Below are 13,829 nucleotides of genomic sequence, written 5' to 3'. Positions count from 1 at the left end.
CCGACTTGACGTGCGCGTAGGCGCACGACACCAGCATCGATGATCCGGCTCCAATAACCCGCGTGGCAGTAAAGCCATCGACCGGCTTCTATGACGTTTGGAACGCACCGGCCGGACCTAGACTAACGGTGGGCGGGTGGTCAACTTGCCTTCCGAGGGAGCTTGGGAGCAGCACACGATTCCTGCTTCCGGCGTGGCGTTGCTCGAATTTGCCAGAACGATGTACCTGAACGCGAAAGATTCATGTCCGCTTCACGCTCAGCGTTTATGCCATCGCCGGACTGCGATGAAGTCCGCCGCTCCGCTACCGTGTGGCGGGCGCGCCAAGGTCATCCTGAAGGTCAAACCGTTTCTGCAGAATTTTGACGCACAAGGCCGATCCGAGGCCAACTGGGAGTGCATACCAGCTTGGAATTGTGCGGAACCGTACGAAGTCGATTGCAAGCAACCAACCTGGTTGGCCGGGCATTAATTTAGCAAAGCGTGAATTAGGAAGGCATCGGGAGGAAGACCATGCTGCACGTTAACATGCCTCGCGAATTTGAGGTCGGCGATGAGGTGGCGCTGGCAGGTATCGTGATCGCGATTCTCCCCAGTGGGCGCGCCAGGGTGAGCATTCCTTCGTATGACCATCCTTATACGATTGATCCGCCACCGAAAGTCCGGGCCGGCGACAGAGTGGTTCTTGTTGGGGACGTCACCCGCGTCGATCGCGGGGTGAACAAACTCACTGTGCGGATTGACTGCGGCGGGGTGATCACTGTCGACAATTCGGCGATTACTCGGCTGAGAAAGCGCAACCGGACTTCAGCGGGTTGACGCTCCGGATACACTGCCAGCGTCGGCGCAGGGAAGATGCAAGCGCCTTTGAACAGCCCAAGGGTGCGGCGCCGTCCGATAGATGGGAGCTCGACGGCTAGGGCACGCGTCCAGCGCAGCGCGTCCCTGGCGTCTTCCGGGTTACTGGTGAAGCAAGTCAGATTCGGGCCATCGCAAGCGCGCTTCACCTGCCGTCCGCTCTCGGCAACAGGCGGCCCGCCCGTCCAAGACGCGTAGCATGTGCCTTCGCGTGAAGGCACGCGGGCATCGCGATCGATCGTAACCTTTCTCTGCAACGAGCGCCTGTTCGCCGATCAGCAATTTCAATCGCGACAGGCTCCGGTTGGTGCGCATTATGGAGATCACATGTTTGTCCCGGCCGCGATGCCGGCAAAGGTCTGCTTCGGAGCGTCGCGAGGCAACTGGGCGACATGTTGCGGTGGAGCAAGCCGCCTGGGTTAAGAACCCGGCCACTGACGGCCATGCCGGTCAGTGGCGGCCACGACCGCACCGACAACGCCCGCAACGGCAATCAAGTCGTCGCTGAAAGCCCGCAAGGTGTCTGTCACGACATAGCGTGCCGGCGAAGCTCCGCCCTGGCGACCGGGATTCGTTGTAGGCCGACCGGACGGCAACGCCGGCCAGATGAGCGAGAACTCGGTGTTGGTCTCGATCAGGGTTGACGTTCGTCGACGACCGTCGGTAATTGCCGACTACGAGTCGAGGTCGTAGGGCTCGTGGCCCAGCTCGTTGTGATGAAGCGCCTCTGCCATACACCTGATATCGAACGCCTGGCCGCACGCCGGGCAGACGACATAATACTCCTCCTCCCGAAGTGGCGAAGCGTCGTGGTCTTGGGGAAGGACGATATCATCGTCGGGCATTGGGTCCTCCGGCAACCCGCCCGCTATGCTGGAACGCTTGCCGGCAGGATTTGTTTCAAAGTTATTGCGCCTGAGGAAAGGATCCGATGTCCGGTTTTGACAGCGATGCCGTCCCACCGGGCTGTTCAAAGTGATTATCATCTGCAACCTTTGGTTACGGCACGGGCAAGAACCTTTTCCTCCGGCGGCAAGGCTCGAATTCAACCAAGCATGCGCGGTCGAAAGACCTCCAATTCGGCAACGCACACTGCTGGCCGAGATCGACTGTGGAAACGAATGCCGAGGGGGGTGGAAGCGGTTGAGTGGCCCCGTCCGTTGTGATTCGTTTGAGTTGTCTAGACTTGAACGGGATCACGACATGGGTTGGACGGAGACCGCCCGCCGGCGATATTGCCGCGCGGGGCAGCGACATGCAAACGCGTTGACGGACAGGGAATGGGCGTTGATCGAGCCGTTCCTGTCGGGAACGAAGACAACGGGACGACCGCGGACGACAGAACTTCGGGCGGTCGTGGACGCGCTTCTCTACATCGCCTGGACCGGCTGCCAATGGCGGGCATTGCCCGACCGGTTCCCGCCGGTTTCGACGGTTCAACGCTAGTTCTATGCCTGGCGGGACAACGGGCTGTGGAGACCATCAACTTGCACTTGGTGGCTGCGGCACGCCTGCGCTGGTCGCGAGGCGAGCCCGAGCGCCGGTGTCATCGACAGCCAATCGGCAAAGACCACGGACGTTGCCGGTTTGCGCGGTAACGACGCCGGCAAGAAGGTCAAAGACTGCAAGGGCCATATCATTACCGACAGCGAGGGACACTTGGTCGGGCTGAGGGTGCACGCAGCCGACTTCCAGGACAGGGATGGGGCAGTCGGCGTCATCGCCTCCATTCGACGGCCTTATCCCTGGTTGCGCCATCTGTTCGCCGACGCCGGCTATGCCGGAGAAAAACTGTCGCAGGCTCTGGCCAATCTCGGCACATGGACCATCGAAATCATCAAGCGCTCCGACGCAGCCAAGGGCTTTGAGATGCTGCCACGACGATGGGTCGTCGAGCGAACCTTCGCCTGGCTGGGACGTTGTCGCCGGCTCGCCAAAGACTTCGAGGCGACCATCGCCAGCGCCGAGGCGTGGATCTTCATCGCCTCGATCGGCCTCATGCTTCGCCGCATGGCAGCTCCGCGTCGTGCGTAACCGAGTTTCGAGTCAGGCTCTTAGAGCTTGTTCTCTGGCTCGACGGCGCAGAAACGACCGAGGATTACTTCCAGACCAGAATTGATCGTTCGGCGCATATGAGCACAAGCCAATACTCCCGGTTGCTCGATGAAAGGTTAAAGCGATCGGTGTTCGGCTCGAGGATTACTGCACGCATTCGCTTGGTGGACCAATGCTTCGATCATTTACAAGGCAACCCGGGAAGTGCAGGAACTTTCAATTATTCGCCGGTTCAAGTACGCTTCCGATTGCCATGTCGAACGCGCGGTCAAGGAGGAGGAAGGCATGCATCGGATCGCCACTCTTGCGACTTTCAGCATAGGGCTTGCCTTTTTTGCAACCTTATCAGCGTCACAATCCCAAGCTGCACCTTGCGGTATCGTGCACAAGCAAGCCCGCCAGCCGCTGAGTGATCAAAATTTCTGGTTGCTCGCTGAACATGACGGCAAAGCTTTCGTCGACCAACGCACTTGCCTTGTTGCCCGGCTAGACAGGCTTGATCAACCCGCAACGCTGAGCGATGCGATGGGGTACTGCGCCACGCTCGGGCAAGGCGGGCCGCACGGCGACATGGGCTGGGAGCTTCCGACGATGGCGGAACTGACGAGCCTCGATTCGGCAGACTGGCCAAGTCAGCGCGAGGCGTTCGCGCAATACAAGCTGCCGCCGCTCGCACGTAGCGAAACCGAATACTGGACCCGCACTGAATGGCCGGGCCTGGCAGGGTCCTTTGCGGTCGTTGCCTTCAGTGCCCCCACCACTCTGGTGCGTCCGCTTGAAGCGTCCAAGAAGGCAGGCGTATGGTGCGTTTTTGGGGCGCCCGCCACAGGCTTGGACTAGCTGCCTGGCAGCCCGCGCAGATTGGTTGAGGTTAGGGCCCAAGGCCAGATCGTGACCTCCCGCATTCGAACCGTGGGCGCCGCACGATGCTTGGACGGGGCCAAGAGAGCGGAAAAGACAACTCTTTACGATGCGTTAACTGCATCAACACTTAGGCACGCATTTCCGTAACGGAATGCAAAAAGCCACGTGTATCGACAGACAAACCGTTCTATCTTACTTTAGCAGTGCATTTTAAAGCGAAGCTGAATTTGAATTGGCCACGCCTTCGGCGGCCAATTTCCGCTGTAGCGAACAAATACCAGAAGTAGCCTGCTAGCATATTGCCAGTAAAGAGCAATGAGGCCGCCGTTTCGACGGTGAGGGAGGCTTTTGTGCATTTTCCTTTGGTCGTTGCGTTGAAGAGGTACATCTTCAATCGAGCGATCATCGTCGCGGCGTTTCTTGTGCACGGCGAAGGAATTGACCCCGCTGCAGCCCAGCAAATCTGCGGCCCCGCGCTATCGCAGTGCGACCTGCAGACCGACCCCGCATGCCTTGAACGCACCTATGCGTGCGGTGAATACGATACCGTTATCCAGTCGCTCTTCGTCGAGCGGTTCGAACCGACGCCCGACCAGAAATACTTCGTCGGCGCCTCATTCTACGGCCGCCACATTCGCGAACGTGCCGCCGGCGTGCAGTGCGAGATGGTGAAGTTCGCGCGCGAATACCTGACCGACTATCTGTCCGGCGTCGAGACCGAGTTCACCACCAGCGGCTCCTTCGGCACGGTGCGACAGATGGATCAAATCTATCATGCCGCGCAGATGCTGACCGACCTCGGCAGCGTAACCGGTTGCCCGGAATCGGCACTCACACGCGCCGCCGTCGAGGACATCGCCCGCAGTGAGGCCGTACGCTATGCGCGCTCGGTGTTCCTGCAGCCGCCGCCGGAAGCCCGTTCCTCGTTCGAAACGCTGCAAGGCGCGCTGAGTGGCTTCGTCAGTCGGGCGTCAGACCTCGAAACGGGCATCGCGCTGCGCCGCGTCGAGATTAAGTCGGCCGACACGCACTTGAAGGCGATCCGCGCCATTTTCGCGGAGATCTTCGGACCGGTGAGCGGTGCGGGCGCGACGCTGGTCGCCAACACCTCAATCCTCGACGGGTTGGCAGCGAAGACGACGCAGATGCTGCGCTCCGTCGAAGTTTCGGAGGAAGAGTTCAAGCGGGCGCTCGGCAACGTAACGCCTGAGCAATACGCCAATCTTAATCGCAAGACCGTCGCTAGCGCTGAGGACTTTCTCAAAGTCTCCGCCTTCCACATCAATATGATCGGGGTGCTGCTCCCGACAGATCCGGCAAAGCCCTTCTGGCGACTGGATGCCGAGGTTCATGCCGACAACGCGGCACAGGGCGCATTCAATGATCTCACCAAGATTAAGGCGGACTGGAAGGCGCACGGCGCTGCGACCGGCATCTGCGCCCAGGCAGGCGCAGCCGACAGGGTGTGGTACTGCCGATGACAAGCTTCCGAGACATCGCGTTATCCGTCATCGTCAGTTGCGTGTTGGCCAGCGAAGCCGGCGGCGCATCGATTCTGGAGCGCGCTTACACATCGGAAAAACTTGACGGCTTCTGGAACGCCACGCTCTCGAACGCGACGCCCGAAACGACCCGGTTCAGCTTGCTCGCCCCCGGCCCCGTCGCCGTCGAACCGAGTCACGAGGCGACGCAGCCCAATTTCGGCCTGCCCTTCGCCGGCGAGGTGATCGGCGAGGCATCTGCCCCCTCGGGCGGCAGCCGCAGCGTCGGCTTTCCGGTCATCCCGCTTTCGGCCGACGACGCCTCGGTGCTGATGCGCCGCCTCGCCTGGGCGGAGATCTATCTCAGCCGCTACCGCTTCTTCGCCCCGGTCTCGACCGATAACGCTGAAGAACTCGCCGCCCTCGTCGGGCGACAATACGCAGCCGCGATCGAGGCTTACCTGATCACCGGGCGGCTTTACTTTTCCGGGGCCGACTTGCAGGAGAAATGCCGGCATCTGACGCGTATGAACGAGATCGATGCTGGACCTTTGTCGGGCGCAAGCGCGGATGCGCTGCCTGCTGCCTGGCGCCCGCTATTCCCGATCGTTGGGGCGGTGCGTGCACGGCTCGGCTCGGACGCGCTGGCAAAGCTGGTCTGTTCGGCCAAGCCAGTGCGTGGGCGGGCCGAGACGACCGGCCTCATCGAGACGCGGGTGCGCGAACAGATCGTCAAGGCGGTCAGGACGAAGGTCGACGACACGCTCAACCTGATGAACGCCGCTTCGACCCAATATCAGTCGCTGGTCAACGAGATGGACGTGACGATCAAGTCGGCCGAGGTGATGGAGTTGGAGCGAGTACTCGGCAACGCTCAGGCCAACATGGTGCTTGTCAAGGAGGACCAGCTGAAAGCAGCCGAGACGATCGCCACGCTGCAGGCCGTCGATCTCTCCAGCCTCAACCAGCCGGATTCGCTGAAGGAGTTCGAGGACGGTAAGGCAAGGATGGCACAGATCGTCGGACAAATCGAAGGGGTGATGACGGCTCTGTCCGGCCTCGCGCATGTCGTCGACGATCCGACGATCACGTCAGAGCTTTCTTCCTGCGCAGGACTGGCCGGCGCGTATTCGACGCTCGACCTCACGCTGGACACCGGCGCGCTGACTGCGAAGATCAATGGGCCCTACGAAGACTGCATCAATCATGCCCGGGCGGTGGTCGGGCGGTTCCAGAATCCTTCGCTTTCCAAGGCGCAGATGGCCGAACTTGCCCGGCACGTGCGCCAGATTTCCGAGGTTCTTCTGACGACGGGGCAGCCATGAGACGGTTTTTCCTGCTTTGCGGACTGGTTGCCGGCGTCGTCTTCGGCGCTGCGGGAATGGCGCGCGCGCAGGACTGCATGGCGCTCGACGTCGACGCGGCGGCCGGCCATGCCGGCGAGCTGACGACCCTGCTGAAGATCGCTAATTTCCGCGCCGACGTAAAATATATGGGTGAAGTCGCCACCGAACTCGAACAGTTCCTGACGACCTGCGGCGACGAGGCGACCGGACGGCTGGCGATCGTGTGCGATTTCGACTGCCATCTGCAACTCGGGCGCTACCGCCTGTTCCTCGCGGCCGACATGCCCTTCCTGTCGTCGGCGAGCGGTGTCAGCCGAAACGATACGCCGGTTTCGCCGCAGGCGGCGCAGGAATTCGGCCGGCAAGGCATCGAGATCGTCGACAGGGGTCTTCGCATTCTCGCGCGGCAACAAGGCAACGACCAGGGAGCCGCGGCGGGAGCGGATGCGAGTTACCGCAGCTTCGTGCGGCAGTTGACGGCGCTGTCCTCGCTGAAGATCCAGTTGCTTATGAACACCGGCGACGTCTGGTACCAGACCCTCTCGGAGGCGCGCGTCAAGGCGCTCGACTTCCTGGTCTACGATACGTTGGGCGCTGTCGGAGGCGCCGGCCTCGACAGCCAACCCAACCTCTCCAAGGCCTACACCAATTACGAGGCCGCAATGTGGGTGCTGGTCGAGACGCAGATGGATATTCCGGGCGAGTCCACCTACGACGACTTGCGCGCCGACCTGCTGCTGCAGCACAGCGACCTCGATGCCCGCATGGACAGCGTGCACAAGGGTTTCCTGTTCCTCAACATCGACCCCATGCAGTTCACCACGATCCCGTTCGAAGAACTGCAGCAGGCCCTGGCCGAAAGCGAACAGCGACTGACCGAGGTCGAGCGCAATGTCGAGGCGCTGGTTGAGCGGTGGTACGCGAACAAGGAAGGCCAAGCGACCCGCGCGATCGATGAGGAGCGGACGATCCGCAGCCAGGAAGTCAACCTGATCGCCCACAAAATCGGCAAGCTGGAGCACGAGGCGCAGACCTTCGCCACCACCGTCCAGCAAGAGATCAACGCGGTCGACGCCGAGAAGGACACGTTCGGCTATCGCCAGCAGATCAGGTCGCTGGAGATCGAGCTCGGCACCAAGATCGCCGAGTTCGAGAACCAGCGCCGTCAGATCAATGACAGGCAGGAACTCGATCTCATCGTCCTCTCCAAGGAGGCCGAAGTCGAGCGGCGCAACGAACTGCGCTGGCTGCTGAATTGGGAAATGACTCAGATGAACCTCGATCTGCAGATTTCCTCGCTCGAGAGCCAGATCACCGAATATGCCCGCCAGACCGAGCGCAACGCCAACCAGCTCGAACAGGCGGTTCGCCAGCGGCAGATCCTCCAAACCCAGATCACCAACAACCAGGGTGCGATCGCCCGCGCCAACGACGCAATCACCGAACTGCAACTGCGCCAGACCGATCTCTATCAGCGCCGCCGGGCCGTCGACCGCGAACAGCTTTGCGGCATCGAGAACCAGCTCGCCCTGATCGGAGAGGCGCCGGCCCATCCATTCACCCCGCTGCTTGCGGGCGAACAGCCGTGCCAGACAGTGACGCCGGCCTTCACGCGCAACCAGTATGTCGCCCAGATGTGCGGCCCTGATGGACAGTCGGGCCTCAGGGCTCAGCTCTTGGCCACACAGACCCAGGCCAGGGCTTTCCTGATGAAGTGCGTCATCGGTGACGCCGATTTCGCCGACGTCGAGCCGCTGATGTCCGACCAGCAGATGATCACGTCGAACGTCTCGCTGCCGCAGGAACTGGCGAACGTCAGTTGCGGCTCGTTCACACAGACGGAAACCGACTTCGCCAAGAAGCTCTATGAAGCCGAGCGTGACGCCTATGCCAAGAAAAAGGCGGACCTTGAGGAAGCCCGCGACCAGGTCGACGGCCAGTTGACCGAAGTGATCGCCTGGTTCGCTGCGTTCAACGGCACGACGCAGGCCGCGCAGATCACGCTCACCGCCATCCAGGCCGCCTACGCGATCTCCGCGGCGATACCCGAGGTCAACGTCTGCGCCTGCGGGCTCGCCAGCGGCGCGGCGACCAAGATCGACACCTCCAAGGTCGTCAAGGCGTCGCTCGAAGCGGCACAGTCGATCTTGTCGACGATCATCGCGACCGGGCGGGTGACGCAGGAGAACATCAACCAGATCAACGGCCTGCAGCAGAGGATCACGCAGCTGCGCCAAGCGAATGAGGAACTCGACCTCGACAAGGCGCTCAAGGCCCGGGCGCTGATCGACACGCATTTCCAACTCGCCGGCCGGCTGGCGCAAGGGGCCGAAGAGATCAAGGAGCTGACACTGCAGGGCTCGATGGCGGCGGTCGACTGCCAGAGCCAGGATCTCGGCATCGACGAACAGGTGGCGCGGCTCACGTCCGACCATGAACGAATACTTGCCGGACTCGATCTTCAGGCGCGCGAAAACGACATGCTCAGTTTCCAGATCACCGACCAGCAGCGCACGATCGACCGGCTGACCAATGAGATCGCGATCCTCAATCTCGAACTCGACAAGCTGTCCTTGTCGGAAGCTCAGCTCAACGAGGACAATGCACGTGTTGCCGAACTGGTCGCGGCAACCAACGGCCGCATCGAGCGCGTTCGCGCTGCGCAGACGACCGTTACCGGCCTCGCCGAGAAATCAAATGCCTCGACCAACCTGATCAACGAACTACGCGACAGGCAGAGGGACAAGATGCTGGCACTGAACGATGCCGAACTCGCCTTCGTCGAGCAGCGCATCACGCAGTCGCGCGGCAACACCGAGGAACTCGTCGCGGGCCTGAACCAGGCCAAGGATCTCGGTCTCAAGAGCCGCGCGCTCCAGGACAGCATCCTGAAGTTCCAGGGCAATATTCAGGCGGAGGTGACAAAGCAGCAAGAAGACATGACCAAGCTCGTTACCCAAATCGACGATCCGGCGACGGGCAAGAATCTGTTCATCGCGACCCAGGACACCGTAGCCGACCTGATGAAGGGCATTCCCGAATATCTGGTGACCAAGCGGCGCGTGCTTGAGACCGCCAACCGGCTGATGCACCTGATGCGCCGCCGCTTTGAAGTGGTGCAGGCCTTCACCGGCGAGGCCGCGACTGTGCCCGAGGTCTATGTGCGCAACGCAACCCAGCTGCAGGCAATGATCGACGACATTGTCGCCAAGCGCTTTTTCGACGAGCGGCAGATCAATATCGATGTCGCCCAGATCGTAGTGCCCGCCAATTCCGGTTTCGCCCGCAAGCTGGCGCTCGACGAGAATGTCGAGTTCGAGGTTTCGCCCTTCGCATCGACCGACGGGCTGATGAAAGCGAACGGCTATTTCGCGCTATGGGCGCCCAACAAATTCCGCGAGCGCAAGAATCTGACACTGATCGATGTCTTCGTCGGCACCGACTACCAGTGCACTGGCGCGCAGTGGAACCGCTTCGCCTTGCAACACCGCGGCAGCGGCTTCGTGTTCAAGCCGCTGACCAAGGGGTCGAACGAGGTCCGCGCCGACATTTCGGTCGGGCCGGAGCGGGTCGCCTTGCAGACCTTTTTCAACCAAGCCGACAGCGGCGACGAGATCAGCCGGATCATCCGCTATTGGGTTCAGGATCGCTACCAGGCGCGCAAGTTCCCCCGCGCACCCGGACCGTCGAACGACACCAGCCTGATCCTGCCCTATCTCGGCGCGCCGCTGATCGGCTCATACCGGCTGTCGCTGCAGCCGAGCGATTGCCCCTTCGACGGCGCTGTGTTCACCCTCTATTTCATCTTCGCGAGCGCGCCATGAGAGCGATCATCGCCACAGCGGCGCTCGGCATGGCGCTTGGCGCGACGGGAGCGGCCGCGCGCAACCTCTTCGTCGACAATCTTGCCGGCTATAGGATCGAATCGCGTGTTCTCGACGCTCCAAACTGCGAGGGGCCGGCCATTCCGGACGGCACGCTGAAAACCTTCGAGCAAGGCCTCTGCGTCTTCCACCGCCCGGCCCGCAGTCCCGAAGACAGCCAACGCGCCGCCAATCTAATGCGGGAGGCGCAGACACGCGGACTGCCGCCCGTCCACCAGCAGCTTGCCGGGCTGATTTCAGGTCTGGCGACCTGCGCCGAGGCGACGCGTCACCTCGACGCCTACCGCGCTTCGGGGAACCAGAGCCGGATGGAGCAGACGCTGTTCTGCCGCGACCGGCGGCACAGCCAGGCTGACTTGAATGCAATCGAATGGAACCATGCGCTGTTCGAGTATGCCGACGGGCTCGCTTCGAACCGGACGCTCGATCAGAGACTGGCGGAGATGAGCGCCTGCCAGGCCGGGCCATTGAGCGCCGATTTCGACGCCCAGTGCGGCCTGATCTCCAATCTGTCTGACACCGAGATCAATGCCTTCGCCGACGGAGCGGCCGGCAAGGTGATCGAAAACTACTTCGCCAGCGTCGAGAGCCCGATTACGGCGATGTTTTCCCGCAAGCTGAAGCGTGCCGAGGGTCTGGTGCAGAGTTCGCGCGCCGGCATCGACGGTATCAAGGCGGGCGCCGACGCGGTGAACAAGGAATACGCTGCGCTAAACCAGGTTTACGAGGCGGCGCGCGACACCAAGATGGGGCCGATCTACAACGCCTACCGCGAAGCGATCCTGAGGGCGACCTCGATCCTCGACGAGTTCGACCGCTGGAAAGGCGGCCTGTTCATAACCTCGGAAAACATCAACCTGATGCCGAAGATCACCGAACGGTCGGGCGAGATCGCGGGCGAGAAAACTCGCGTCGAAGGCCTAGCATTCGCAGCCAAGGCGAGCGGCCTGATCACCGACATCAAGCGCATCATCAATGCCGACGCCGAGAACCGCGCCGCAGTCGCCGCGCTTTGCCGCATCTACTTCTGCGAACTGACCAACCGCCGGGCAATGGCCGACGTCATCCGCACCTGCCGTCGGCCGGCGCTCGCCAACAATCCGCTGTGCATCGGCCAGAACGGGCAGATGAGCAATGGAACTCTCAAGGTCGATTTCCAGGGGCCGCACTCGATCTCGGTCAAGGAGCTGTGCCAGTCGGCCGGCCTCGATCCGTTGATGACCGAAGTCAATATGGAGCCCACCCGTGCGGCAAGCTGCCTGAGCGAACTGAGATGAGACAGGCGGCCGCATTGCTCACCCTGTTTCTCGCCAGCACTTCGGTGGCCCCCGCCGAGCCGCAGCTTGACGCTTTCGTCACCGATCAGAACAAGGACGTCTATGTCGCGCTTTTCGACGGCAAGGCGGTGGAGCTTGCCGGCTGCGCCAGCGCCGGCCAGGCGAAGCGGCTGCTGCACCTGCCTGACACCGCTATCGTCTCGGAGGCAACGTTCGCCAAGCTTCAGACCGAAAACGGCTTCGGCGCGCAGCCGCGCTTGCCATGCCCCGGCACGGCCTTCGATATCGACTGGCCGGCGACGACCGCCATCTGGGCCGATGTCGAGGCATCGGGCAACTACTATCTCCCCGCCGTCTCGGGCAGCGGTTATTTCGCCGTCCCCGCCGCCTGCGCGGAGATCAAGGCAGCGCTCGCCATCCGCGAGCGGTTGCAACTCCCTGGCGTACTGCAGGGCTTCGTCGCGCCGCCCGATGTCGGGACACCCTTCGTGTTCGATTGCGGGCGCGCCGATCTTGGCGGCACATCGAATGTAGCGGTGGCGAGTGCGGCGCGCTGGAGTCTGCACCGGTTTGAAACCTTCCTGAGCGCCGAAAGCATTGGCGACACGATCTATGTCGTGCGCTACGCGCCGCCGGGCGAAGGTGCGCAGCCCTCCTACCTGCCGATTGTGCGCCTTGACGGCAAGGCGACGCGCGACATCATTGCCGATGCAGCCGGAGCGGAAGCGGCGGAGAAGAAGCTGCGATCATTCTTCGGCATCGCTGAGGCCGAGGCCGTAACCCTGCTCGGCGCCGACGCGGTGGCGGCGCTTCGTTCGGCGCCCTTCGTCGACCTGTGTCTGTCGAATTGCGATGGCTATCAGCGCGAGCACTCGACCTTCGCGCAGCCGGGTATTGACCTCGGCCTGACGCCGCTGTCAGCCGGCCTGTCCATCACCTCGCTTGACTCCCTCGGCAATGCGCGGCTGGATTGGATCTTCGCGGAGGGGCGAAGCCTGTCATTTACGGGTTGCCCGCGTCTGACGTTGGCGCTCGGCCTCTCCGCCCCCGGCATTGGCGACTGGATGGGCGAGACGGATCGCGCGCTGACAGCCGCTCCGGCGCCGGGTACCGGGTTCGACTGTCGGGGTTCGGCCGGCGATACGTGCCTTCGCCGCATCAATGATGGCGGCACGCTGACGCTGGCGCAATTCTCTGCCGAGGGCGATTGCGCCGGGCGGGCGAATCTCAGGCTCGAACTGCCCGCATCGGTCCAGATGCCGCAGACGCTAATCCTGAAGGGATTGCCGTTCAAGACCGTGCACATGGCGCCGGCCCCCGGCGTTGCCCGCACGCGGCTCGTCGGCACCGCCAACCGAGTGCCTGCCGGCACGTCGTCATGCATCCTGTCAGCCACAGGCGTGATCATCGTCGCCGATGGATTGCCGCGGCTCGAACTCGAGCGGATCGATCTGGCGCGGGCAGCCGCTCAAACGACCGACGAGGTCGTCGCCGTGATCGCGCAGAATGGCGCGGTCGCGCTCGACGATGTGACTATCGGCACCGTGGCGGACGGACTGTCGCCGATCGCGCGGGGCGCGTCGCTGTGCCTGGCGGACCTTTATGCGCGCGGGCTCAGGGTCGAAGCAGACATGCTGGCGATCCAAGGCGTTCGGGCACGGCTGCTGATCTCGGCCCAAGCGCCTGCCCGCTCCAGCATTGTGCGCGCACGCTTCGGCGCGGTGCTCACCTCCGACAGCCTGATGCGGATGGCCTTCACCGACATCGCCGCCGCTAATCCGCTAGTTCTGCGCGGCGCGGTCGTGGCGGGTCGCTCGGACGGGCTCGCGCCCATGGCCGCTGGCCTTACGGTCGGCTCCGCCATCCAGCTCGAGCGCGGTTCGTCGGCGAATTTCACCACCTCGACGGTGTCCGGCTTCCGCTGCGCGGTCAGTTTCGCCGACAGCGCCTCCAGCGCCAGTTTCCTGCTGCCGGGCAACGACATTGCACACGACAATACCAGCCGGGCCTGCGGGCCAGGCCGCTTCAGCCTGGTCGAATAGAGCGGAAAGGAGAAACCAGATG

General features: G+C 62.6%; 8 protein-coding genes and 1 pseudogene. 8 read left to right on the top strand and 1 reads right to left on the bottom strand.

Going from position 1 to position 13,829, the window contains the following annotated elements; translation table 11 throughout:
* The first annotated feature begins 513 nt into the window (after positions 1-513).
* Positions 514-819 (top strand): hypothetical protein, encoded by a 306-nt coding sequence (locus tag NKI41_RS24130; protein WP_352612590.1) that lies wholly within the window; start codon positions 514-516, stop codon positions 817-819.
* A gap of 713 nt (positions 820-1,532) precedes the next feature.
* On the opposite strand, the gene NKI41_RS24125 is transcribed toward NKI41_RS24130, so the two are convergent.
* Positions 1,533-1,703: a hypothetical protein gene (locus NKI41_RS24125; RefSeq protein ID WP_352612588.1), complete on the bottom strand. Its 171-nt coding sequence runs from the start codon at positions 1,701-1,703 to the stop codon at positions 1,533-1,535.
* Positions 1,704-2,061: 358 nt separating this feature from the next.
* On the opposite strand from NKI41_RS24125, the pseudogene NKI41_RS24120 reads away from it, so the two are divergent.
* From NKI41_RS24120 to NKI41_RS24090, 7 genes and pseudogenes are all read left to right on the top strand, one after another.
* Positions 2,062-2,892 (top strand): annotated as a pseudogene (locus NKI41_RS24120) (IS5 family transposase).
* Positions 2,893-3,117: 225 nt separating this feature from the next.
* Complete coding sequence (locus NKI41_RS24115; protein ID WP_352685418.1) at positions 3,118-3,753, top strand: Lcl C-terminal domain-containing protein; 636 nt, start codon at positions 3,118-3,120, stop codon at positions 3,751-3,753.
* 374 nt (positions 3,754-4,127) lie between these two features.
* Positions 4,128-5,258 carry a hypothetical protein gene (locus tag NKI41_RS24110; protein WP_352685417.1) on the top strand — a complete coding sequence of 377 codons (1,131 nt, stop codon included), beginning with the start codon at positions 4,128-4,130 and terminating at the stop codon, positions 5,256-5,258.
* Positions 5,255-6,583, top strand: coding sequence for a hypothetical protein (locus NKI41_RS24105; RefSeq protein WP_352502899.1), 1,329 nt, complete (start codon positions 5,255-5,257; stop codon positions 6,581-6,583). The genes NKI41_RS24110 and NKI41_RS24105 overlap by 4 nt, the downstream gene beginning before the upstream one ends.
* Positions 6,580-10,428, top strand: a complete 3,849-nt coding sequence (locus tag NKI41_RS24100) for a hypothetical protein (RefSeq protein WP_352502900.1) — start codon at positions 6,580-6,582, stop codon at positions 10,426-10,428. Before NKI41_RS24105 ends, NKI41_RS24100 begins: the two co-directional genes overlap by 4 nt.
* A complete protein-coding gene (locus NKI41_RS24095) occupies positions 10,425-11,765 on the top strand; it encodes a hypothetical protein (RefSeq protein WP_352685416.1) in 1,341 nt (446 codons plus the stop codon). The genes NKI41_RS24100 and NKI41_RS24095 overlap by 4 nt, the downstream gene beginning before the upstream one ends.
* On the top strand, positions 11,762-13,807 hold the full coding sequence (locus NKI41_RS24090) for a hypothetical protein (protein WP_352612577.1): 2,046 nt from the start codon (positions 11,762-11,764) through the stop codon (positions 13,805-13,807). The genes NKI41_RS24095 and NKI41_RS24090 overlap by 4 nt, the downstream gene beginning before the upstream one ends.
* The last annotated feature ends 22 nt before the right edge of the window (positions 13,808-13,829 follow it).

It is taken from the genome of Mesorhizobium sp. M0601, assembly GCF_040320845.1.
Classification (GTDB): domain Bacteria; phylum Pseudomonadota; class Alphaproteobacteria; order Rhizobiales; family Rhizobiaceae; genus Mesorhizobium.
The sequence above is the reverse complement of the archived record's forward strand: the minus strand, read 5'-3'. Positions and strand labels throughout refer to the sequence as shown.

What these genes read in the sequence shown, in the direction of transcription:
- NKI41_RS24130 (WP_352612590.1), top strand. Translation starts at nt 514, where the DNA reads ATGCTGCACGTTAACATGCCTCGCGAATTTGAGGTCGGCGATGAGGTG.
- NKI41_RS24125 (WP_352612588.1), bottom strand. Translation starts at nt 1,703, where the DNA reads ATGCCCGACGATGATATCGTCCTTCCCCAAGACCACGACGCTTCGCCA.
- NKI41_RS24105 (WP_352502899.1), top strand. Translation starts at nt 5,255, where the DNA reads ATGACAAGCTTCCGAGACATCGCGTTATCCGTCATCGTCAGTTGCGTG.
- NKI41_RS24100 (WP_352502900.1), top strand. Translation starts at nt 6,580, where the DNA reads ATGAGACGGTTTTTCCTGCTTTGCGGACTGGTTGCCGGCGTCGTCTTC.
- NKI41_RS24095 (WP_352685416.1), top strand. Translation starts at nt 10,425, where the DNA reads ATGAGAGCGATCATCGCCACAGCGGCGCTCGGCATGGCGCTTGGCGCG.
- NKI41_RS24090 (WP_352612577.1), top strand. Translation starts at nt 11,762, where the DNA reads ATGAGACAGGCGGCCGCATTGCTCACCCTGTTTCTCGCCAGCACTTCG.